Below are 21,665 nucleotides of genomic sequence, written 5' to 3'. Positions count from 1 at the left end.
TCAAATTGTCAATTATATTTAGGCGGGTTGCGGATCGCAGAGACCGGCTTCGAGAAAACCCCTGGCGCGCAGGAGGCAACTGTCGCAACTGCCGCAAGCTTTACCATCTGGCAAGGGGTCATAACAACTGTGGGTAAGACTGTAATCAACGTTCATAGCGATGCCGCACTTGATGATCTCGCCCTTTGTCATGTGGAGCAGCGGGGTGCGGATGGCAATTTTAATTTTTCCCTCCACCGCCTTCTGGATAGCCAGATTGGCCATAATCTCGAAGGCTTTAATATATTCCGGCCGACAATCGGGATAGCCGGAATAGTCTATGGCGTTTACGCCGATAAAGATATCCGGCGCATCAAGCACCTCCGCCCAGGCTAAGGCATAAGAAAGAAAAATAGTGTTCCGCGCCGGCACATAGGTTACCGGAATATTCGCCTCCATTTCCTCGCTGCACCGTCCTTTCGGAACGTCAATATTGTCCGTCAAGGCTGAACCGCCGAATACCGCCAGGTCAATATCAATAATGTTATGCTTGGTCGCACCGTATAACGCGGCAATTTTACAGGCAGCTGCCACTTCCCGAACGTGGCGCTGCTGATAGCGAAAAGTCAGACAATATAACGCATAACCTTCGCTTTTGGTCATGGCCAGGACCGTAGTAGAATCCAGGCCGCCGCTGAGTAAAATCACCGCCCTCTTCTCCATGCGTTATCCTTGTTTTTTCAATTATACCCCTCTCATATTCGCCGGCCAGAGGATCTTGTGCAGTTGAATATTGAGCCGCACGGCCAGATGGTCCTGCAATATCCACGCTGCCAGCATTTCCGGCGCCATCGTACTGAAAACAGGTGAAATATTAACAACAATCTTATCTAAAAGTTCCTGGGGAATGAGGTTAATAATCTTCCCGGCATAATCGTAATCCTCCCGACCGCCGATAACAAATTTAAGTTCGTCTTTATCATTTAACAGGTCAAGATTATGAAGATAGTTACGCTGCGCCTCCCCGCTCGATGGCAACTTGACGTCAATTATCTTGACACAGCGACGGTCCACAAGGCTTACATCGAGACTGCCGTTCGTCTCCAGTAATACCCGATAGCCCCTATCGAGCAGATTGCCGACCAATAGCGGAGTTTCTTCCTGCAGCAAGGGTTCGCCGCCCGTGATTTCCACCAGGGGGCAATGATATTCCGCCACCTGTGTGACTATATCGGCAATTGTCAGTTCGTCTCCGGCATCGTATGCATATTGCGTATCGCAGTAAGAACACCGAAGATTACAGCCGGTCAACCGGACAAAAAGGCAGGGGAACCCCGTCCAGGAAGACTCGCCCTGAATACTGTAAAAAATCTCATTTACTTTCAAGATATGTTCTCCTGCCGATGAAACAAATTCACTATTTACTTTACCTTACCACTTTCAGATGGCCATATTCAAACATATTTGTCATTGACTTTATGTTTTAGGGTAGAGTACGAGTGTACCAGCAAACGAATAATTGATAAGAAACATCAGCCTGTTGAGTCGGGACGAGATATGGTTTTTCTTTTCCGGGCGCTATTCTTTTATTGAGAGGATGCTATGGAAGATGCAAGAAAGACCAAGAAACAACTGATTGAAGAGCTCAATTGCCTGCGTCTTGAGCAAATCGAACAAACAAGAGTAACTTCAGAGAAATTCACTAAAGCTTTCCTCCAAAATTCAATTCCCATGACTATTACTACAGTGAAAGAGGGCAGATTCTTTGATGTCAGCGATGCTTTTCTTCAACTTGTAGGACTTAAGCGGCATGAAGTTATCGGACATACGTCTCGAGAAGCCGGATTTATAACGGAAGAACAAAGAGCTTTTTTTTACAATGAACTAAGCAAGAAAGGACGCGTCGAAAATCTTGAGATGGAAGTCAGGCCAAAAGGCAGAGGCTATAGATATGGATTGTTCAATGTTGTCATGATGAGCATTAACAATGCAAATTATTTGCTTACGACCATTCAAGACATCACCGAGCGTAAGCAGGCGGAGGCGGCGCTGCGAATCCAGCACAACCTTGTCTTTAGCCTCACAACCTGCCACACCGTAAAAGAAGCCCTCGAACACATTCTTGATGCTGCCTTGCAGGATAAGGGTCTGGACTCCGGGGGGATTTACTTGAATGACCCGGTCACCGGTACTCTAAATTTATCGGTTACTTGCGGACACTCACCCGAAATGGTTGAGCACACGTCCCATTTGGCGGCTGATTCTCCGCAGGTGATACGGGCGAGAGCCGGTACATCATTTTATGGGCGATACACGGCTCTCTGGCCGCCGGGTAAAGATGAGACCCGCGACAGGGAAGGGCTGACCGCTCTCGCGTCAATTCCGGTGCTGCACAAGGGCAATCTTGTCGCAATCATGAACATGGCTTCGCATGTTCATGATGATATCCCGATCCACACACGCCATCTGCTTGAGATGCTGGCAGCGCAGATAGGTGGTGTTCTGGTCCATATCCATTCCGAGGAGAAGCTGCGGGAGAACGAGGAGAAGTATCGCCAATTGTTCGAATTAGAGGCCGACGCCATTCTTCTCGTTGACAAAGACACCGGCAATTTGATTGAAGCCAACCGCGTCGCGGAGTCGTTGTACGGGTACAGCCGCGAGGAACTTCTCCGTATGAAAAATATCGAACTCTCTGCCGAACCAGACGAAACAAAACGCGCAACGCAGGAAGCATGGAAGCATATTCCCATTCGCTATCATCGCAAAAAAGATGGGACAATTTTTCCTGTCGAAATCATGGTCAACATCTTTCCGTGGCAGGGGCGGCAGGTTCATCTTGCGGCGATACGCGACATCACCCTCCGCAAGCAGGCGGAGGCACAGAGGGCAGAACTCGAAGCCCGAAACCGTCAACTCCAGAAGGCCGAAAGCCTGGGCCGCATGGCCGGCGCTATTGCCCACACCTTTAATAATCAGCTCGGAGTGGTGATCGGAAACCTGGAGATGGCAATTGACGAGCTGCCTAAAGGTGCGGGCCCCGTCAATAGCCTGACCGCAGCCATGCGGGCGGCAAATGAGGCGGCGGCGGTGAGCGGTCAGATGCTGACCTACCTCGGTCAATCGTTCGACAAACGGGAGTTGTTGGATATTGCCGAGGCCTGCCTGCGGAACCTGCCCATTATCCAAGCCTCTATGCCGGGAACCGTGACACTGGAGACTAATTTGCCATCTCCCGGGCCTGCCGTCATGGCCAACGCGATTGAGATCCAGCAGGTGCTGACCAACCTGATCACCAATGCCTGGGAGGTTGTCGGTACGGGTCGGAGTTCCATTCACCTGAGTGTCAAAACGGTTTCCCCGGCGGATATCCCCACATTGCATCGTCGGCCTATCGCCTGGCAGCCGCAGGACGGTCCCTATGCATGCCTTGAAGTGACAGACACGGGCTGCGGCATCCCGGACAAAGACATCGAGAATCTCTACGATCCTTTTTTCTCCAGCAAGTTTATCGGCCGGGGATTGGGCCTGCCTGTGGTTCTGGGGATTGTCAAGGCGCACGACGGAGCCGTCACCGTGGAGAGTGCACCAGGACAAGGGAGTACCTTCCGGGTATATTTACCGGTATCTGCCGCAGAAGTTCCCCGGCAGCCGGACAAAGCTGCCCAACCCACACTTATCGTTCCCAGACTGAAGCGACCCATCGTTCCCACGCTCCAGCGTGGGAACGATGCGACCACAGGCAGCGGCACGATACTGCTGGTTGATGACGAGATGATGCTGCGCGACATAGCCGCAGCTATGCTCACTCGCCTTGGTTTTACGGTGCTGGCAGCGAAAGACGGTGTCGAAGCTCTGGAAGTATTCCGGCAGCGCCGGGATGAAATCTGTTTAGTCCTTTCCGACCTGACCATGCCGCGTATGGATGGCTGGGAAACCTTGACGGCCCTGCGCCAGCTCGCGCCCGACCTCCCGGTGATCCTCGCCAGCGGCTACGACAAAGTCCAGGTAATGGCCGGCGACCATCCCGAACTGCCCCAGGTCTTCCTGGGCAAACCCTATGGGCTCCAGGGACTTAGCGACGCAATCAGCCACGCCTTGGTCAGCAGGAAGAAATAAAAATCTCCCCCAACCCCTCTTTGCCAAAGAGGGGAATCATAGCGTCCCCCTTTAGAAAAGTGAGATTTTAAGGCTGATTCGACAGGTCACTAATCGGCGCCGATAGCCGCCGGAAGGTTCTTACTTTCCACTTCGTAGGGTATGGCCAGCCGGAGTTTCTTGATCGCCTGCTGCTCTATCTGTCTGGCCCGTTCGCGGGTAAAGTTATAGCGATCGCCTATCTCCTGAAGGGTCAGGGGATTGTCGGTCATGAGCCGGTGCGTGACGATGAAACTTTCCTTTTCATTGAGTTGGGCCAGTGCGCCGGCGATACTTCTCTGGACGAGCGACATTTCTTCCTTCTTGATCAGAGCCATTTCCTGATCTTCGCCTTCATACAGCAGATTATCTCCGAATGTCATGTCCGATCCCTCACCCACATGAGCATCTAGGGAAAGATCCTGCCCCATGCGGACGTCCATTTCTTCCACTTCCCACTTCTTGACGCCCAGAGATTCGGCAATCTCGCTAAATTCGGGGTTTTTCTTGGAAATGGTCTCCAGCTCCTTCCGTGTCTGGCTCATCTTGAAGAATAACTTCCGCTGCGCCTGTGTGGTACCGATCTTGACGATACTCCAGGATTTGATCACATAATTCTGAATATAGGCCCTGATCCACCAGACGGCATAAGAGATCAGCCGGTAGCCTTTGTAAGGGTCAAACTTTTTTACGGCGTGCATCAGACCGATGTTGCCTTCCTGGATCAGGTCCGCCAGCTTCATCCGGTAGCTCCGGTACTCATGGGCCACCTTGACGACAAAACGCAGATTGGAGACAACGAGTTTCTCCGCCGCCGCCAGGCTGTTTTCTTTCCTCAGTTCAACGGCCAGTTTGAATTCTTCCTCGGCCGTCAAAAGAGGAAAACGGTTGATCTCGGCAATATAGATGTCTAATGTTGCGGTGATAGACGGTAAGTTCAAAAGCACACTCCCACTATAAAGTTCCCCTGCTATACATCACAATGGTTCACGCTGAGTCAAGATCTTTCAATTATAACCTGTCAGTTAAATATTTTCTAACTTACTGAATCCCCAGCTTCTCTATCCGGTAACGCAGAGAATCGGAACTGACATGGAGCAGCTCGGCAGTCTTTGTCTTTGAGCCTCCGGACTTTTCCAGCGCTTTTTCAATCAGACGTCGTTCCAGCTTGGCCACCTCGTCATTTAAATCTATCCCATCGGAAGGAATATCAAGATCATCACTGATATAGTCTGCCGTCCCGATGTTCCCCGTCAACACCAGGTTTTCGGGCAGGATGATATTGGACTGCTCCAGAACGATGCTGCGCTCGATAATATTTTCCAGTTCCCTGATGTTGCCGGGGAACTGATATTCCAAAAGCAGTTCCAGGGCATAAGACGATATCGTATTGATCTCCTTGCCAAATTCCCGGGAATATTTTTCGATAAAAAACCTCGTCAACAGCGGTATATCCTCTCTTCTTTTGCGGAGCGGAGGAATATGAACAGGAACAACATTGAGACGATAGTACAGATCTTCCCGGAAAGTCCCTTCCTTGACGCTCTTTTCCAGATTTTTATTCGTCGCGGAAATTATCCGCATATCCACTTTCATGTCCTCAGCGCCGCCTATCCGGCGGAAGGTTTTTTCCTGGACAACCCGCAATAGCTTTACCTGCAGGGCGGGCGGTAATTCGGCAATTTCATCGAGGGAAATGGATCCCCCCCGGGCAATCTCAAAGAGCCCCGGTTTGTCTGAATAGGCGCCCGTAAAGGAACCTTTCATGTAACCGAACAATTCCGATTCCAGCAGATTTTCGGGAATGCCCCCGCAATTTATCACCACAAAAGGCATGCTTTTCCGGGCGCTGTTTTCATGGATGGCCTCCGCCACCAGTTCCTTACCCGTACCGCTTTCGCCCAGAATCAAGACGTTGGCGTTCGTATTGGCCACTTTTTTTATGATACCGTAAACCTTTAATATTTCCTTGCTCTTGCCAATTATTTTTCCGAAGCACAGGGCATCCTGCACACCTTTGATAAAAAGGGCGTCGTCCTTTCTGATGCCTTTCTTCGCCAAGGCATTGCGAATCGTAACCTTCAGTTCCTCGCTGTCAAAGCCCTTCTCGACGTAGTCATAAGCCCCCTCCTTCATGGCCCGGACCGCCGTTTCGCCCGATGCGTAAGCCGTAATGAGAATTATGAGTGTTTCCGGGGAAATATCCTTCATCCCCTTGATAAACTCGATCCCATCGGCACCGGGCATCTTCAGATCGGTAATAACCAGATCAAATTTTTCTTTCCGGCAACGTTCCCAGGCCTTCTCCGCGCTTACCGCCACGGCCACGCGATAGCCTTCCCGTCCCAGCATTATCTCCAGAAACTCCCTCATGCCCTGATCATCGTCAACAACCAGAATATTTGCCATTTTATCCCCTTTGGGGCCCGTACCAACGTGCCCCTACTACGTTACCGCTGCCGGCAACCGCACAACACATTCCGTTCCCCGGCCGACTTCACTTACTATATTTATTTTTCCCTTGTTGTATTCCACGATCCGGTTCACAATCGCCAACCCCAGCCCGGTACCGCGCTCCCTGGTCGTATAAAATGGTTCAAATATCTTCCCCAGAGCATTGTCCTCAATCCCGGAACCCGTGTCCGATACTGATATCTCCAGGCAATTGGGCAAGGAATCGGCGTTGCCCAGTCTGGTCGAGATTTGCAGGATGCCATGGTCGGGCATGGCCTGCAAGGCGTTAAGCAGCAGATTCCAGATGACGTGCCTGATGTCGGTCCGATTGGCATAAATCAAGGCGCCTCTCCCAAGATTCTTTTTGATTTCAATGCCTTCATGCCAGTCGGGGACAAATTGCAAGGCCTCCAGGACATCTTCAATAATCTCTCTGACGTCAACCAGCGCAGGGGCGCCCGGTGTCGGCCGAGCCAACAGCAGAAAGTCTTTCATGAAGAATTCCAATTGCTCTTTTCCGCGCAAGATAATGCGCATCAGCTTTTCATCTGTGTCGGGGAGTTGCAAATCCCGGCTCAACATCTGGATAGACCCGCTGATAGAGGCCAGGGGGTTCCTTATTTCATGGGCCAGACGGAAGGCCATCTCACCGATGAGAGCCATGCGCCGGCTTTTTTCGTAGCTTTCCTCAATCTTCTTGATGGAAGTGAGATCCTGAAAAATCATGATGTCGCCGATCTTCTCGCCGGCGTTATTTTTCAACGAGGAGAGTGAACAACCCAGGACTACCGTGCGATTCTTGCTGGTTTGCAAGGTCACCTCGAAACGATTCTCGGCCGGTGCGGGATAGGTATCCCGCTTGGCCAGCATATTGGCGCTGAAGGGAAATATCGCGGTAACATCCTTACCTTCAACCTCGCTGAAGTCATAATCGGTTATATCCTGCGCTGCCCGATTGAATGATTTTATTCTGCCGGCCGGATTAATTGTCAGGATGCCCAGGCTAACCGATTCCACGATGCTTCGGTGCAACATGTCTAACTGCTCAAAGGCGTCTTCTTTTTCTGCCAGTAGGACACGCGCCCTCTTTTCCCGTTCCACGACGAAACTGGCCAGAAAAGCAATCAGGTAAAAGGACAGGATATGCGTAAAAATACGGGAAAAAACATAGCTCGCGAGAAATGGGTATTCCCCCAGGGATGAATAGAGGGGGTCAAGCAACCCGTAATATTCCAGATCCAGGAGGGTCCCGTAAAAAATACTGCATGCCGAAGCGACGATCAGGCTGCCGCTCCTGCCCAGGAACAAGGCGGAATAGATTATGACTAAGGTATAGAAAACGGAATAGATACTGCTCGTCCCGCCCGTGACATAAACCATGTAGGTAATCAACGCTACGTCGCAGGCCGTCTGGATATAGATGTTCACCTTGATGCTTTTGACAAAGGAAAGGAACAAGAGATAGAAAAAGGAAAGCCCGTAGGCCGCAACGATTATGATGTAATAGAAAGTAAGCGAACGTTGCGGGAGAAGTTCCAACTCCCGGAATACGCTCAATGCAGCAATACCCAGCAAAAAGGTGACAATGGCCACCCGCCCCAGCATCAGCCAGTGGATTCTGGCGGTCAGATTTTCCGGTTCCAAACGACGATTATCCATAATGCTTTCCTCTACAAAAAACTGCTTGCATACTATACTACTTACGAAATATTATCTAATGCAAATTATGCCAAGACCTCTCATCTATCCAACCATCGCCCTTAGCGTCGGCATTGCGACAGGATATTTCCTCCCCCTGCCCGACCTGCCCCTGCTGGCCTGCCTGATCGCCACTTTACTGGGTCTGCTCCTGGCAATGCTCAAAAAAGCGTCCGGCGCCATTCTGGCTGTATCCTCGGCTGCTTTCTTAATCCTGGGCATCCTGGACGTCAATTTCTATCTCTATGCCCCCCCCGGCCCCCGTCACATTGTCCATTACATAAGCAACGAGAAGCTGACGGTAGAAGGCGTCATCGCCGCAACGCCTGTAGAAACGCCCGATGGCCAGGTGCTCAGCGTCGCTGTCCGTCAAATTATTGGAACAAATAAAGATCTTCCGGTGGAAGGAATGGTCATGCTGACCGTCCGGGGCGATCAGGCCCGGCAATATGGTGATTTAATCCGCTTTCGGAGCCGCCTGAGGAAACCTCACAACTTCCATAATCCCGGGAGCTTCGACTATGAAAAACAGTTGCGGGTGCAGGGCATTATAGTGCGGGGAGTGATCAATGAGCCCTCCGACATGGTGCTGATGAGAGCAGATTTGGGAAACCTTTTCAAAATGGGCTTGGAAAGGCTCAGAAGCCGATTACGCCAAGTCATCGTGGACAATTCGGCAACTCCGGAAAGAGAGATTATCCAGGCTCTGCTTTTAGGGGAGACGAAGCCGATCCCGCCTCCGATCAGGGAAAACTTCAACAGGACCGGGACCTCGCATATCCTGGCGATTTCCGGTCTCAATGTGGCCCTGGTGGCCTCATTTACCATTTTCCTGACCCTGGTTATCATGAAAAGTTCGCCTTATCTGCTTTTGAGATTCAACGCCCTTCGTGTTGCCACCTGCACAGCCCTGTTGCCTGTAATTATCTATTCGCTTATCGCCGGGCTGGGCATCTCCGTCATTCGGGCGACGATCATGCTGCTTGTTTGCCTCCTGGCTATTCTCCTGCGCAAGGATCGAGACCTCTTCAATACCCTGGCACTGGCGGCCTTGATCATCCTGTTTGTCAGTCCCTATGCCCTTTTTGACGTGTCATTTCAGCTTTCTTTCGTCGCCGTTGCATCCCTTATCTTTGTCTCGCCCATTTTGTCCAAGCTTTTCAGGTCGGGTCAAACAGAAGACGAAGCATTAACCGTCACGATTCCCAGGAAAGTTTTTCATATACTGCTAATGTTCATATGTGTCACCCTAAGCGCCACCCTGGGGACACTGCCCATCATCGCCTCCTCTTTTAACGGCCTTTCCACCATCACCCTCCTGGCCAATTTGATTATCGTACCGCTTTTGGGCATGGTAGCGCTCACCACGGGACTGGCCGTTATTATTAGTCTTCCCCTGTCATCCACGCTCGCCGGCCTGCTGGTCCAGCTTACGTCCCTGCCCGCCGGACTGTCGGTGACAGTGATAAATTATCTCGCCTCGCTGCCCGGGTCCTACGTCAGCATCTCGACACCTAACATGCTGGAAATAATCTGTTATTATATGCTGCTGATCATCATTGTTATTATGATCAGCAATAAAATGGGCGAAAATTATCCCGCGGGTGGGAAAACGGCTAAACAGCCCATTTTTCTCAAATTGGCCCTGCTGGCCCTGATAATTTTCTTTACCGGTGATGCCCTTTACCTGGCGGGCCGTGAGCATTTCCGGCAACATCTTGAAATTACGGCCATTGATGTTGGACAGGGTAGCGCCACGCTAAACCACTTAACTTAATAAATATATCAATCCCTGTAAAAACCAAGTTATATGTCATTGAAAAATTAAGTCTCGCAAGTGGATGGTAATGAGCTACTGATAACGATAACCTACAGCCGGGGCCGCCTGCGCAGGCGGTATAGACAGGGGAGCTGCTTCTTCCCTGTCTTCCCGGCACTTACCGAAGCAGAGGTGAAAAATGGACAGACAAGATGCAGACCCGGACGATGATCAAATAGAGGATGACACAGACGGAGTAATTAGCCGCTTCGCTGCGGCGTTTCCAGAGCAGGACAAAGCTCTTCGGGAGGACTTGGCCCGAAGGGAAGCCCTCGATAACCCGCCGCCACGACAAAAGCCCACCAGAGAAGATACAAAAAGACAACTCATGGAGCGGCTGGAAATAGACGCCAATAAAGAGAAAATGGTTTATGACCAACTCAAAGAAGTATATGAGACAGCGATAGAAGGAGCAGGGAACGAAAAGGATGTTAAGAAAATCAAGAAAGCATTCCATCAGTTTGCAGCCGATCACCCGAACAAATCTAAACCATATTGGACGACACTCACCCCCGCTTGGAAAGAGCGATATGACATTGTTACCCGCCATCTGAAAAGGTATCCTCGACAATGGGACTTCCTGAATGCTATTAAAAATTACGACCAGATTTCTCAGAGTGATCTAAAGGACATTGTGAAAACAGGAGATAAAAGCTACTTGGCCTTCGTTGCAGATGCAAAGTTTTACTCGGAAATGTCAGCAAAGATGAAACTGTCAGAATCTGGTATCCGCAAGTATCTTGCCGGTTCACGAAAGTTAGGAGCATTGAGGAAAATAGGAGCAACAGGGATGTATCATAATCAACCAGTTTACGCATTTGGATATTATACCGGTGCTGTAATAGATAATCACTTGATGTTTGCTTGGTTCCTAACTGAAGAATCCATAAAGAAACTTACCCGTTGAACATCCCAATACCACCAGTAATGATTACTGGTGGTATTTGTATTTGATTACTGGTGGTGGGTTAATATTATTGGGTTTTTTAACATACCACCAGTAATCAAAACAGAGATAATGCGTTAATATTATAAGGAATGTTTGAAGACCTATAATAGTTTTTCTCTTTTAAAGACTACATACAAACAAAGCAACTACCAATCTTACATCTGTAATTTCAGAACTGACCTATCAGGGCTATCGCCCTTCATTGATGTCAGTATCAGAAATTAAGATGGTATCGCTTCGCGATACCCCCTCCACTTTTGATCTCCTTTGATAATCACTTTTCCCTTACAGATGATTACCATTACCCCGCCCCCCGCTGGTAATATCTTATGCCGCCGCCAGTCACCTGCCGCGAAGGGGTGATTATTTGAAACGAGTGTCAACAAGTCGCCCCTACCAAAATAAACGCTGTCATGGCTGGTTGATTATAGATAAAAATCACCAGCTTATCGAAACATGAAAAAATATTGCAGAAATGTGGTCAAGATTTTGAAACATACAGTATAATGGTATTGACAAACATGACTTACAGGGCGGGGGAAAGATGATGAGCAGCACAAATGAATTCAGAAAGAAATTGCGTAATGGTAAAGATGGTTATTATTTTGAGCAAGAAGATATAGACCCGAAGACATTGCTACCATATCAACCCCTTTACGATGTAGCAGTTTCTTTTGAACGGCAGCGGATGTTTGGTATATCAACATTAAGTCCCGAAACACAGCTTGAGATACTCCTAAAAGAGATAAAGATTCGGGTTAAGATTACCAAGAGCGAAATATTCAAAATTGGCGAACTGTTAATCCACGCAAAGAAAATCTGCCAGCAAGAAGGAAAGGGATTTCAGGACTGGATTACCAATAATCTTGATTTCAGTTATGAAACTGCAAACAATTTTATGAATGTTTACAAACATTGTTTGGGAGTACGCGAAATCGCTATGAATGTCAAACCTTCTATCCTCTATCAAATATCAGCCCCCAGCTTTCCTGATGAGTTGAGAGAGTATTTATTTGACGCCGAACAATTGAATGAAATGACCAACGGAAAACTCACTGAAATCACTCGGAAATATAAAGAAGGGGGATTTGAGGCCATAGAAGATGACATAGAGGCGTTGAACAGTGGACGCTTAGCTATAAAACAGTCAACCTACACGCTTGATATGGTCGAAAACGCCTTGAGGACTTTGGAGGCTTTAAAAGATAAGATAGAAGGACATAGTACAGGCCGGGATATTGTACCTTTTGAAAAGCAGATTAAATCTCATGAACCGGAAGCGTTTGATGTAAATTCTAAACTGTTCACGGCATTACAATCCGCAATTGATGTACTGGACGCGGCACAAAAGGAATCTCAGCAAATACTGTCTGATGTCCATACCAGATTATTGAAAAAATGTGGAGTGGTTGAATCGGATGGTCGAATTCAAAAAAGGAAACAGGCCGAGTTTAATGCCGAATTAGAGAAGAAGAAGAAGAAGAAATGTAAAATTTCCAGAAGTGTAAAATTTACAGGAGTGATACACCCACCAGAAAGTAGAGATTAGATGAAAACCTCTTTTTCATAGATATATCTGATAAATTCCTCCCGACGAAAGACAGGGGTGTTCATCTTGACGATTGACTGCGAAAAAGTTCGTTAATACTATCCCGCACCCTGTCTAATCTGACCACCTAAAAAATATTTCGCTTTCCCCCTAAGATTTATCTTTTAATTTGAAAAATCCCTGTTATAACTTCCTAAAGGGAGATTATAAATAATTTTGCATAGTTGGAGGTCATTATGGGAGGACGGCCAAGACATTTTGGAGAAATAAGTCCAGTGGAAAAAGACATTATCGAGGAAATCGTTTTCTATCGTACCACAAAGAAAAAAACCTTTAAGCGCATAGCGGAGGACTTGAATGCACAAGGAAGGTGGCCGCGACGCGCTCTAAAGTGGACGATCATGCTCGTTTACCACGTCTGGAAAGCCGCTAAGGAAAGAACAGAGGTGACAAATGTCAATACCTAAGAAGCTAATGAATTCAGCGGTCAAGTCACAGACAGCCCTTGACCAATATTCCCACCATCTAAACATCAAGGTTCAAGGTTTGTTGAAGGCAGCAGAGGACGAGATAGCCGGGAAGCTCGCACAAATTGACCCGTCAGGCCCGACAATGACCGCTTGGAAGAAAAACAGACTGGTACAGTTAAATGAGGAAATCAAGAAAATCTTGGATAGAATTTTTCAGAAGATAACCAACGACATTAATAATAGATTGACGGAAACGGCCACGACACAGGCCGACTCTATCGTCAAGTCATTCAATAAGGCCGTTGGAGTTGATTTATTCAAAGTGACCCTAACCCCCGATGTTGTCAAAGGGATTGCCGAGAATACAATGATTGACGGGAAAATTATCGGCGATTGGTGGCTTAAACAGTCAACAGACTTACAGAACCGGCTATCCGCATCAATGGCGGAAGGAACAATGAAAATCCAGATCGGGATGTTGCAAGGTGAAACAGTCGGTCAATTGATCGGACGGATAAGAGGAACAGCAACCAGCCCGGGCGTAATGAGTTTGACAAAGCGGCAAGCAACAGCATTGGTAAGAACCAGCGTTATGTCGGTGGCCAATGCAACCAGAATGGAAACCTTCAAGGCCAATGCCGATGTTCTTGATGGATTTGAATGGATAGCTACTTTAGACAAGCGAACCACGCTTGAATGTGCTGCTCTGGATGGAAAACGGTTTGACATGGACATGAAGCCAGTAGGTCATAATAAAGCATACCCGGCAATACCGGCACATTGGGGATGCAGGTGTTGTCTTGTCCCCGTAACAAAATCATGGGCGGAATTAGCTGGCCCAAAATCCCCCCTTACATCAAAACAAATCAAATCTTTGGACAACATCCCAGCAGGAGAGAGGGCAAGCATGAACGGCCCTGTTCCAGCACAGGCTTATGATGCGTGGCTAAAAGATCAACCCGCCACGACACAGGAGGAAATCCTCGGGACGGGTAGATTTGACTTATGGAAACGAGAGAAACTTGACATGGCAGATTTGATCAACAACAAAGGCCGCCCGATACCGCTGGAAGTATTGAAAAGAAGGCTGAACGATTGAGGGAAAACCACCGGGAAATAAAGGAAATGGTGGCATGAATAGAGCGATTAAAATAGTTCGTGGAACGCTGAAAGCCACGACAGACAAGAGGGACGAGGAAAGGCCCCCCGACAAGAAGCGGTATAAGATCACGCTTAAAACAGCAGAGGACGTCCGGCGACTGTTAAGCATTACCCTGAACCAGATAAGGCGGCAGGAGATTGACGTACAGATAGGCAGGGCGATGATTTACGGCAGTCAAATAATGTTGAACTGTTTTGAACAGTGCAGCATTGAGGACAGACTAAAGAAACTGGAAAATCTTACCTATTATGGAGGCAGATAAAATGAGACCAATTGAGCGAATAGCATTATTGGAAAAGTTTACATTGCAACTTTATGAACGGATTAAAGAGCTACAGGAGGTAAATGATGCCAGGAATCAGGGAACGGGTTGCTGCACTGGAAAGTCTGTTACTAAGGCCAGTTGTGTCAATCGAAAAGATTAACGAGGCTATCCGGCAGATTGACATTGCTACCGGAGCTTACCCCGCCGATGAACAGGAGCAAGCCGCCCCATGTATTGATAACGAACCAGCAGAAACAGAAATGAAGGAGGGAATATTACCATGCCATACCAAAGACCAACAGGGCGAAAGCAAGAGAAAGCTCACCCGATACAAGACGAGTTTGGAATCCACGGATTGTTGAACATCCAAGATGATCAACCGTGGATAAGTCCGCACCTTGCCGATCTCCATGATGAGGCAAGGTTTGGCCTGCACCATTTTTCAACAGCCGTTACGCGAGCGCAAGAACTGAATGCAGCTACGAGCGACTATAAAGCGGAAGTGGTCGAGGCCAAAAGGAAGGAGCTTATTTTGGACGCCAAAAGGTCGCTCATGTCCTTCCTGCGGAAACATATCGAGCGATACAAATCAGAGGTTGCCGCTGTTCAAAATGAAATTTTGCGTGTCTCTCAACCAGAGACATTTTCTGACCCGACAAAGGCCATGCTGGCAGAGTTACGCAATCAGGAAATACGGCAAATCATCCGTAATACCGAACCAAAGAAACGCGGTGATATGGTCAAAGGTAATCTGGACTTTATCAAAGCATTGGTAAGCAGTCCCGATGCTCTCCTTAACAGCGAACACCTGACAGAGCTACGGCGGGAATATGCTTTTACTCAAGACCCCTCGCTGATCGCGAAAGAAGCTGACCAGAAGCTGATTTATAAAGCGGTACGGGCGAGAGCGGCAGAGATATCGGCCACAAGCGCAAAAATGTTGATCAACGGCAAGATTGAAGACCCTTTGAGCCCAACAGAATTTTATCAGGTTTTCCCGCCGCAAAGCGAGCATGAGCAAGTGTTAGCGGATAATCGCATTCGCTCATGGAACAAGGAACAAACCAAAATATCACAGGATCAGGAGTGGAAGGAAAAAAATGCAGGTATCAACCTTCAATCCAATGAAAGAGCGACAAGGATTTCACGTGGTATCCAACATTGACACTGAGTCACCACGGTTTACCAACGTTTCCCGTGGTCGGCTTCGAGAGGTGCCGGCAGAGTTAAAAGTGCCATTTGCTCACCGGCACTTCTCTTTTCACAAGGAAGGGGAATAATTTATGAAAACACCAACCGAGGCAATCCAAGAGTTCTGTAAACAATGCGATACAAAACCCTGCAATCCAAGCTGTCATTTACTGGAAAATCACCGGCCAAAAAGAAATATCGCCAAGTATTGTTTAGCTTGCATGTCCAGCAAAGCGATGATGACAGGATATTGCCAACATTATTCCTGTCACCTCCGAGGATACGCACCACAAAAAAGCAAGGGAAGATTACAAAAGGAGTTTGCTATCACATGAGGCACGGCATAATTACCGTCAGACACGGCGGAGAACAGGCTTTCGTTATGGGGGGCGATACTTTCCCCTCTTTATATTTCAATAACGTAGCAGGCTGGTAAAAGGAGAATGAACAATGCTTGAGAACTTTATCGGGAAAAGTCAGATGGCAGCGATATTATCTTACTGTAAGGGCGAAGAAGGCGAGTTTTACAGGGCCATGCTGGAGAAATTGGAAAACCAGATCGCCACCATGCCGAAAACCTATGAGACAGATGGACAGGGCGAGGCTGCCTTTGCAACGCTTCATTATTTCTATGGCGGCTCTGATTGGTGGATTGTTGAAAAGGACGAAGGGAGTCCTGATGACACACTACAAGGCCAACAGTTACAGGCTTTCGGGTTCGCTTGTCTAAACGGGGACAAGGAGAACGCGGAGCTTGGTTATATCAACATCGAGGAACTTATCAGTAATGGCGTCGAGCTCGATCTTTATTACACCCCTCAAACCATCGGGGCAATTATGGAAAGACTTGGAAAACTGTAAGACATGGCCACTGAACGATATAATATTAACGATCATTTAAACTTTAAGTCAACTACCTGAAATAATTAAAGAAAAGGCTTTACTTCTCCTTTTTGGAACCGTAATATAGAAATTAAGAAAAAACGTATTTCATTAAAAGGAGGCACAAAATGGCGAAGAAGGCAAAGGCAGCAGAAGCGGCAACGGTAACAGTCACAGAATTGACAACCAACAAAAAGGAGGATGTGAAAATGGCTACGAAGGCGAAGAAAGAAGCAGCGGCGGTAACAGTAGAAGAAACAAAGGCAGTTCCAGAAGTGACGGCAGAGGTAAAAGCGACACCCAAAAAGACAGCGGCCAAAAAGACTGTCCCCGTTCCAGTTCCAGAAGTGGAGGCCAAGAAGGAAAAGGCCAAGTCCGCGCTTAACGTTATGAAAGAACTTCTGGAAAACAAGGCCACGGACAAGAACATCGAATCGGTGTTTACCAAAATTTACACAGCGAAGGGAAAGGATGCCGACTTTACGGCCAAACGGATTGCGATTTACAAGAAGATTGCCGAGAAGGAGGCCAAAAAATGATAATCACTACCCTTCAATATGAATTCAGTCACGGCACGAAACCAAAGGGCTTCGGGAGCTGGGCGTTTCAGATTAACGGCGAAACGAAGTGGTTTAGTCAAGCGAATTACAGCGAGGCGTTGAAAAAGGCCAAAGCATACGCACGCAGGGAACTGCAAGACCCTTACGCGACAATCGCAGTGCAACCATAAAGGAGGCAGCACATGGCAAAGATTATAAAAGAAGTGGTCAAGACAATTCCCCGGAATGTCGCTTATCTCCGGGTAAGCACGACAGAGCAGGACTGCGAAAAAAACAAGGCCGATATACTCAAGTTCGCTAACGACAGGGCTTTCGGCCATGTTGAGTTTATCGAGGAAAAGGCCAGCGGAAAGATAGGATGGAAGGACAGGAAAATCGCAGCGATCATTGACCAGCTTGGTAAAGACGACAAAATTATTGTCCCCGAGTTATCCCGTATAGGCCGGAGTATGGTTGACATTATGTCTTGCATTGCTGCCGCGAAGGAAAAGGGAATTTCCATTTATGACGTGAAGAATGGATTTGAATTGAATGGCCGATTCGCAGGGGAAGTGCTCGCGATGGTTTTCTCTATCGCGGCCCAGATCGAACGAGACTTGATCTCTGCCCGTACCATCGAAGGACTGAAAGCGGCACGGGCGAAAGGAAAGCTGTTAGGCCGTCCACGTGGGCCGGGGAAAAGCAAGTTAGATGCCTACAGGCCCGAGATCATTGCGTTGCTCAATAATCACGTCCCGAAGAACTTTATCGCAGAGCGGTATCACTGTACCCCGGCAAACCTTCACAACTGGTTAGGTAAGAACGCCATTAAGCGGGCTGAACCAGCGCTTAGGGTATGAGACGCCCCCCATAACGAAGTCCTATTCTGGGCGGGTACAGGCAGGCAAAAGGTAACAAATAGAGAGAGACACGGGACAAGATACGGTATATGATTATAATCAATAGGTGGCCGAGGGGGGAAATATGAAACGTGTCGCTGGTTACGCAAGGGTTTCGACTGTTGGACAAGCCAAGGACGGGACGAGCTTGGAAGATCAGAGGGACATTATCGAGGAAAAATGCAAACAAGAGGGCCTGAAGTTAGAGAAATTCTTTAGCGATGGGGGAGCTTCTGGCGGCTCATTAGAACGCCCAGAACTGCAAGCATTGATAAGTGATGCCGAAAAGGGATTGTTTGATACAATCATGTTTACGAAGCTGGACAGATTAGGCCGAAACATCAGAGATACCCTTAACCTATGGCACAAGCTGCACGAAGAACTCCACCTTGAAATCATCTGCGTCAAAGACCCAATAGTCAATACTGATGGTATTATGGGCAAAGCGATGTTTAGTCTTATCGCTATCTTTGCCGAGCTTGAGCGGGGAATGATTCGCGAGCGGACACAGGCAGGGCGAAAGATAAAATGGGAAAAAGGTGATGCTTATTTCGGGGAGCTACCGTTAGGATACATAAGGAGCGAATCGGGAAAGGTTATCATTGAAGAAGAACACGCTCAAATTTATCACAAAGTAGTTGATCTTTACCTCAATCAACGGCTATCAACAAAAAAAATTGCACTCGAATTAACACGAGCTGGTATCCCGACACCCTCTGCAATAAAGAAGAAGAAAATACAATCATCACGATGGAACGGCATTTCAGTCGTAGATATGCTCAAAAATCCTGCTTATAAAGGTGAGAAGGTTTGCAACAAGGAAATTTATCGGCACAAATTGAATGCCCTTGGTAAGAAGAATTTTGATGATGGAAAAACTACAAAACCTGAAAGCGAGTGGATTACATTCGCTTTCGATCCATTGATAACCCCCGAAAAGTGGCAGCAAATACAGGACAGGATGCAAGCGCAAAAGTTGAAACCCAAGCGGGTTTACAAAGGATATGAAGATCATTTCCTATTTGATGGCTTTCTGTATTGTGGAGAATGCGGGAGCCGGATGCGTAAAAGAGTGAAGGTTGAAAAGGATAATGACGGGAAACAGGGAAAAGTTCGACTGTATTATACCTGTTGTTGGCATGGTGTCAGCGCCGATATTAAGGAGATAGCTGGACGCAAAAGCTGTTATCTGGAGGCTGTTAATGCCGATCAGACTGACGACAAATTGTTTAACCAAATTATTGATTTACTGACACGTCCTACCTACTTTGTCAGCGCGTGGCTTAAGGACTTGAACACGGAGGAATTGGAAAAGAAGGTGGCCCTTTTAGAGCAAAAATCAAAGCAACTTAATAAGAGGCTGCTTGAAGGTTACAACCTGATTGCGTCCACGGAGAACAGCGGTATCAAGAAAATTTACGAAGAGGGACGGCAAAAAGATCAAAAAGAATGGGGAACTGTTCAGGCGGACTTGACGGATGCAAAACGTGAGCTTGACCACAGCACAAACAAAAAAGACCGCTACAAGGCATTCTGTGAAGCAATGAAAAAATCCGACCCCAAAGGGAAATGGAAGCTCCAATTTTCAACAAAGGGAGGTTTCAGCGATTTTATGCACTCCCTCCCCTTCGCAGAAAAGAAGCGGATTGTGGAAACAATCGTCTCACCCGAGCAAGGTGGTAAATGCTTTGTCCAATATGTTCGCCCGATTGATTTTCTGGATAGTGATGAGCTGAAAGAAATTCCAAAAGAAAAATGGAACGCTCCCCTTACTGATAGGGAACCATACCCGCATGGGGACTTTATGTTCGACCTTGACAGGGTGGAGAGTGTTATAAATAGTTTAAAGGACAAATCTTTATTAAGTAAAGTATACGCTGATCCGCCTGCCGGCAGGGGGAAATATGCTCATTGACGGGGGAGGAAGCGCCATGGGGACTTTCGATATTGGTAAATTTGTGCTCGCCCCTTATCTATGGCGGCAAAGAATCAGCAAGTTAGACGTGCTGGTCTTGACGCACGCCCATCCCGACCATTTGCTGGGGCTGCTGCATATTCTGAAGAATTTCCCGGTCCGGGAGGTCTGGACGAACGGCCAAATCCCGGCCACGGAAGATTATGAAAATTTCCTGAAGATTATCAAAGAGAAAGGCGTCATGCACCGGATCGTAAAGGAAAAATTGACGCGTATAGTGATCAACGGCGTCGGCGTCACCGTATTTAATGCCGGCGCATCGCCCCAGTCGTTGAAAAGCCAGGCGGCTCTGTTTCGGGAAACGAACGATTCTTCGCTGGTCATCAGAATGGTTTTCGGGCAAACCGGCTTCCTCTTTCCCGGTGATATCTCCGACGTCATGGAGAACAAAATCATGGCGATTGGGGCTGACATTATAAGCGATGTCCTTTTTGTTCCCCATCATGGCAGCCTTAGTTCCAGCAGCGTGCCTTTCCTCAAGGCGGTTCGGCCCCGCATCGCGATCATCAGTTGCGGCCAGGAGAACGCCTTCAACCTCCCCCACCCCGACGTCCTGAAGCGTTATGCGGCGCTGCCGGCCAGGATATACCGGACCGACCTCCACGGCGCCATTACCTTGACCACGGACGGGCGGGAGATAACGGTAAAAACCGGGCTTGCTCAGAAATAAGTAGAAATATTAAATTGATAACGGCATCCTTAAATTTTATCTGGAGTTTCGTCATGTTTCACCTCCTGCGCCTGGTGAAAAAATTGATTAACGAAGAAAGCCAGCTTTCTTCGAGGATGTTCGCTACAACTGCGGTAATATTATCCCGCCCCCCTGCCTCGTTGGCCATCTCAACAAGCCTTTGACTGGCAACAGCTGGATCTTGCCCGGCAAGCACCACGGAGAGGATCTCTTCATCACGAACCATATTGGTCAAGCCATCGGTACAGAGGACCAGCATGTCATCACCCAGCAAGTTCAGCTCGTTGAGATCCACCGCTACTTCGGCTTCTGTACCGACGGCCCGGGTCAGTATGTTCCTGATTTCAGATTTCTCCGCCTCTTCTCGACTGATGAGTTCACGCTTCACCTGCTCGGCCACGACGGAGTGATCATCCGTGAGCTGTTCTATGTCGCCGGCACGAATCAAGTAAAGCCGGCTGTCGCCCACATGGGCGATGCACAGCTTACGGTTATGCAGCAGGGCGCATACAATGGTCGTTCCCATGCCATGCCATTGAGCGTTACTCCGGGACGCTTCGTAAATGGCCATGTTTGCCAGGCGGATCGCAGAGCCCAAGCGGTTGGTGATATCGGTAAAATCGTCATTATATTTCCCGATAAGGGGAGTCCTGGTGCTTGCCGCCGACTCGTTAAAGTAACTTCTGATCACGTCCACGGCCATACGGCTTGCTATTTCGCCGGAAGCAGCGCCACCCATGCCGTCGGCTACAATCAGCAAGCCTTTATCCAGCGAAAGGGTAAAGGCATCCTCGTTGTTTTTCCGGACTCTGCCCACGTTTGTTTGTCCGACTGCCATTAACTGAAATCTTTTTATCATAACGCCTTCACAAGTTCGCGGAGATCGTCTGCCAGTTCTTTGCCATGCTGATAACGCATTTATGTTCGCAAACGGCGGCGACCTTGTTGAAGTGGCGCACAACCCTCCTGATTTGTCAAGTTTTTAACGCGTTTATCATGACCAGGT

At 48.2% G+C, this 21,665-nt stretch carries 21 protein-coding genes; 15 read left to right on the top strand and 6 right to left on the bottom strand.

What is annotated here, in order from left to right; translation table 11 throughout:
* Positions 1 to 18: 18 nt before the first annotated feature.
* Together queC and NT140_09020 are read right to left on the bottom strand one after the other, a co-directional pair.
* Positions 19 to 702, bottom strand: coding sequence for a 7-cyano-7-deazaguanine synthase QueC (gene queC / locus NT140_09025; GenBank protein ID MCX5832014.1), 684 nt, complete (start codon positions 700 to 702; stop codon positions 19 to 21).
* A 21-nt stretch (positions 703 to 723) separates the two neighbouring features.
* Complete coding sequence (locus NT140_09020) at positions 724 to 1,365, bottom strand: radical SAM protein (GenBank protein MCX5832013.1); 642 nt, start codon at positions 1,363 to 1,365, stop codon at positions 724 to 726.
* A gap of 216 nt (positions 1,366 to 1,581) precedes the next feature.
* Here NT140_09020 and NT140_09015 point away from each other — a divergent pair, with 216 nt between their 5' ends.
* On the top strand, positions 1,582 to 4,098 hold the full coding sequence (locus NT140_09015) for a PAS domain S-box protein (protein ID MCX5832012.1): 2,517 nt from the start codon (positions 1,582 to 1,584) through the stop codon (positions 4,096 to 4,098).
* 89 nt (positions 4,099 to 4,187) lie between these two features.
* On the opposite strand, the gene NT140_09010 is transcribed toward NT140_09015, so the two are convergent.
* The 3 genes from NT140_09010 to NT140_09000 form a co-directional block, all read right to left on the bottom strand.
* A complete protein-coding gene (locus tag NT140_09010) occupies positions 4,188 to 5,063 on the bottom strand; it encodes an RNA polymerase factor sigma-32 (protein ID MCX5832011.1) in 876 nt (291 codons plus the stop codon).
* Between the two features lie 94 nt (positions 5,064 to 5,157).
* Positions 5,158 to 6,525: a sigma-54 dependent transcriptional regulator gene (locus NT140_09005; protein MCX5832010.1), complete on the bottom strand. Its 1,368-nt coding sequence runs from the start codon at positions 6,523 to 6,525 to the stop codon at positions 5,158 to 5,160.
* A 36-nt stretch (positions 6,526 to 6,561) separates the two neighbouring features.
* The gene (locus NT140_09000) at positions 6,562 to 8,229 is read right to left on the bottom strand and encodes an ATP-binding protein (GenBank protein MCX5832009.1); all 1,668 of its coding nucleotides are present in this window, start codon (positions 8,227 to 8,229) and stop codon (positions 6,562 to 6,564) included.
* 58 nt (positions 8,230 to 8,287) lie between these two features.
* Between NT140_09000 and NT140_08995 the strand changes: the two genes are divergently transcribed.
* The 14 genes from NT140_08995 to NT140_08930 all read left to right on the top strand — a co-directional run bounded on the left by NT140_08995 (position 8,288) and on the right by NT140_08930 (position 20,638).
* Positions 8,288 to 10,045: a ComEC/Rec2 family competence protein gene (locus NT140_08995; protein ID MCX5832008.1), complete on the top strand. Its 1,758-nt coding sequence runs from the start codon at positions 8,288 to 8,290 to the stop codon at positions 10,043 to 10,045.
* Between the two features lie 181 nt (positions 10,046 to 10,226).
* Positions 10,227 to 10,994 (top strand): hypothetical protein, encoded by a 768-nt coding sequence (locus NT140_08990; GenBank protein ID MCX5832007.1) that lies wholly within the window; start codon positions 10,227 to 10,229, stop codon positions 10,992 to 10,994.
* A 586-nt stretch (positions 10,995 to 11,580) separates the two neighbouring features.
* Complete coding sequence (locus tag NT140_08985; protein MCX5832006.1) at positions 11,581 to 12,585, top strand: hypothetical protein; 1,005 nt, start codon at positions 11,581 to 11,583, stop codon at positions 12,583 to 12,585.
* 236 nt (positions 12,586 to 12,821) lie between these two features.
* Positions 12,822 to 13,052 carry a hypothetical protein gene (locus NT140_08980; GenBank protein ID MCX5832005.1) on the top strand — a complete coding sequence of 77 codons (231 nt, stop codon included), beginning with the start codon at positions 12,822 to 12,824 and terminating at the stop codon, positions 13,050 to 13,052.
* On the top strand, positions 13,039 to 14,154 hold the full coding sequence (locus NT140_08975) for a minor capsid protein (GenBank protein MCX5832004.1): 1,116 nt from the start codon (positions 13,039 to 13,041) through the stop codon (positions 14,152 to 14,154). The genes NT140_08980 and NT140_08975 overlap by 14 nt, the downstream gene beginning before the upstream one ends.
* 34 nt (positions 14,155 to 14,188) lie before the next feature.
* Complete coding sequence (locus tag NT140_08970; GenBank protein MCX5832003.1) at positions 14,189 to 14,479, top strand: hypothetical protein; 291 nt, start codon at positions 14,189 to 14,191, stop codon at positions 14,477 to 14,479.
* Positions 14,480 to 14,562: 83 nt separating this feature from the next.
* Entirely contained in the window at positions 14,563 to 14,844 is a 282-nt protein-coding gene (locus tag NT140_08965; GenBank protein ID MCX5832002.1) for a hypothetical protein, read from the top strand.
* On the top strand, positions 14,763 to 15,647 hold the full coding sequence (locus NT140_08960; protein MCX5832001.1) for a hypothetical protein: 885 nt from the start codon (positions 14,763 to 14,765) through the stop codon (positions 15,645 to 15,647). The genes NT140_08965 and NT140_08960 overlap by 82 nt, the downstream gene beginning before the upstream one ends.
* 476 nt (positions 15,648 to 16,123) lie before the next feature.
* Entirely contained in the window at positions 16,124 to 16,534 is a 411-nt protein-coding gene (locus NT140_08955; GenBank protein MCX5832000.1) for a hypothetical protein, read from the top strand.
* Between the two features lie 149 nt (positions 16,535 to 16,683).
* Positions 16,684 to 17,094 (top strand): hypothetical protein, encoded by a 411-nt coding sequence (locus tag NT140_08950; GenBank protein ID MCX5831999.1) that lies wholly within the window; start codon positions 16,684 to 16,686, stop codon positions 17,092 to 17,094.
* Complete coding sequence (locus tag NT140_08945) at positions 17,091 to 17,285, top strand: hypothetical protein (protein MCX5831998.1); 195 nt, start codon at positions 17,091 to 17,093, stop codon at positions 17,283 to 17,285. Before NT140_08950 ends, NT140_08945 begins: the two co-directional genes overlap by 4 nt.
* A 12-nt stretch (positions 17,286 to 17,297) precedes the next feature.
* Positions 17,298 to 17,954, top strand: coding sequence for a recombinase family protein (locus NT140_08940; protein ID MCX5831997.1), 657 nt, complete (start codon positions 17,298 to 17,300; stop codon positions 17,952 to 17,954).
* Between the two features lie 124 nt (positions 17,955 to 18,078).
* On the top strand, positions 18,079 to 19,908 hold the full coding sequence (locus tag NT140_08935) for a recombinase family protein (GenBank protein MCX5831996.1): 1,830 nt from the start codon (positions 18,079 to 18,081) through the stop codon (positions 19,906 to 19,908).
* On the top strand, positions 19,898 to 20,638 hold the full coding sequence (locus tag NT140_08930) for an MBL fold metallo-hydrolase (GenBank protein ID MCX5831995.1): 741 nt from the start codon (positions 19,898 to 19,900) through the stop codon (positions 20,636 to 20,638). Before NT140_08935 ends, NT140_08930 begins: the two co-directional genes overlap by 11 nt.
* A gap of 58 nt (positions 20,639 to 20,696) precedes the next feature.
* Here NT140_08930 and NT140_08925 read toward each other — a convergent pair whose 3' ends face one another.
* Positions 20,697 to 21,518, bottom strand: coding sequence for a Stp1/IreP family PP2C-type Ser/Thr phosphatase (locus tag NT140_08925; protein ID MCX5831994.1), 822 nt, complete (start codon positions 21,516 to 21,518; stop codon positions 20,697 to 20,699).
* Positions 21,519 to 21,665 lie beyond the last annotated feature (147 nt).

It is taken from the genome of Deltaproteobacteria bacterium (assembly GCA_026388415.1).
Taxonomy (GTDB): Bacteria; Desulfobacterota; Syntrophia; order Syntrophales; family JACQWR01; genus JAPLJV01.
The sequence above is the reverse complement of the archived record's forward strand: the minus strand, read 5'-3'. Positions and strand labels throughout refer to the sequence as shown.

What these genes read in the sequence shown, in the direction of transcription:
- queC (MCX5832014.1), bottom strand. Translation starts at nt 702, where the DNA reads ATGGAGAAGAGGGCGGTGATTTTACTCAGCGGCGGCCTGGATTCTACT.
- NT140_09015 (MCX5832012.1), top strand. Translation starts at nt 1,582, where the DNA reads ATGGAAGATGCAAGAAAGACCAAGAAACAACTGATTGAAGAGCTCAAT.
- NT140_09005 (MCX5832010.1), bottom strand. Translation starts at nt 6,525, where the DNA reads ATGGCAAATATTCTGGTTGTTGACGATGATCAGGGCATGAGGGAGTTT.
- NT140_09000 (MCX5832009.1), bottom strand. Translation starts at nt 8,229, where the DNA reads ATGGATAATCGTCGTTTGGAACCGGAAAATCTGACCGCCAGAATCCAC.
- NT140_08995 (MCX5832008.1), top strand. Translation starts at nt 8,288, where the DNA reads ATGCAAATTATGCCAAGACCTCTCATCTATCCAACCATCGCCCTTAGC.
- NT140_08990 (MCX5832007.1), top strand. Translation starts at nt 10,227, where the DNA reads ATGGACAGACAAGATGCAGACCCGGACGATGATCAAATAGAGGATGAC.
- NT140_08985 (MCX5832006.1), top strand. Translation starts at nt 11,581, where the DNA reads ATGATGAGCAGCACAAATGAATTCAGAAAGAAATTGCGTAATGGTAAA.
- NT140_08980 (MCX5832005.1), top strand. Translation starts at nt 12,822, where the DNA reads ATGGGAGGACGGCCAAGACATTTTGGAGAAATAAGTCCAGTGGAAAAA.
- NT140_08975 (MCX5832004.1), top strand. Translation starts at nt 13,039, where the DNA reads ATGTCAATACCTAAGAAGCTAATGAATTCAGCGGTCAAGTCACAGACA.
- NT140_08970 (MCX5832003.1), top strand. Translation starts at nt 14,189, where the DNA reads ATGAATAGAGCGATTAAAATAGTTCGTGGAACGCTGAAAGCCACGACA.
- NT140_08965 (MCX5832002.1), top strand. Translation starts at nt 14,563, where the DNA reads ATGATGCCAGGAATCAGGGAACGGGTTGCTGCACTGGAAAGTCTGTTA.
- NT140_08960 (MCX5832001.1), top strand. Translation starts at nt 14,763, where the DNA reads ATGCCATACCAAAGACCAACAGGGCGAAAGCAAGAGAAAGCTCACCCG.
- NT140_08955 (MCX5832000.1), top strand. Translation starts at nt 16,124, where the DNA reads ATGCTTGAGAACTTTATCGGGAAAAGTCAGATGGCAGCGATATTATCT.
- NT140_08950 (MCX5831999.1), top strand. Translation starts at nt 16,684, where the DNA reads ATGGCGAAGAAGGCAAAGGCAGCAGAAGCGGCAACGGTAACAGTCACA.
- NT140_08945 (MCX5831998.1), top strand. Translation starts at nt 17,091, where the DNA reads ATGATAATCACTACCCTTCAATATGAATTCAGTCACGGCACGAAACCA.
- NT140_08940 (MCX5831997.1), top strand. Translation starts at nt 17,298, where the DNA reads ATGGCAAAGATTATAAAAGAAGTGGTCAAGACAATTCCCCGGAATGTC.
- NT140_08935 (MCX5831996.1), top strand. Translation starts at nt 18,079, where the DNA reads ATGAAACGTGTCGCTGGTTACGCAAGGGTTTCGACTGTTGGACAAGCC.
- NT140_08930 (MCX5831995.1), top strand. Translation starts at nt 19,898, where the DNA reads ATGCTCATTGACGGGGGAGGAAGCGCCATGGGGACTTTCGATATTGGT.
- NT140_08925 (MCX5831994.1), bottom strand. Translation starts at nt 21,518, where the DNA reads ATGATAAAAAGATTTCAGTTAATGGCAGTCGGACAAACAAACGTGGGC.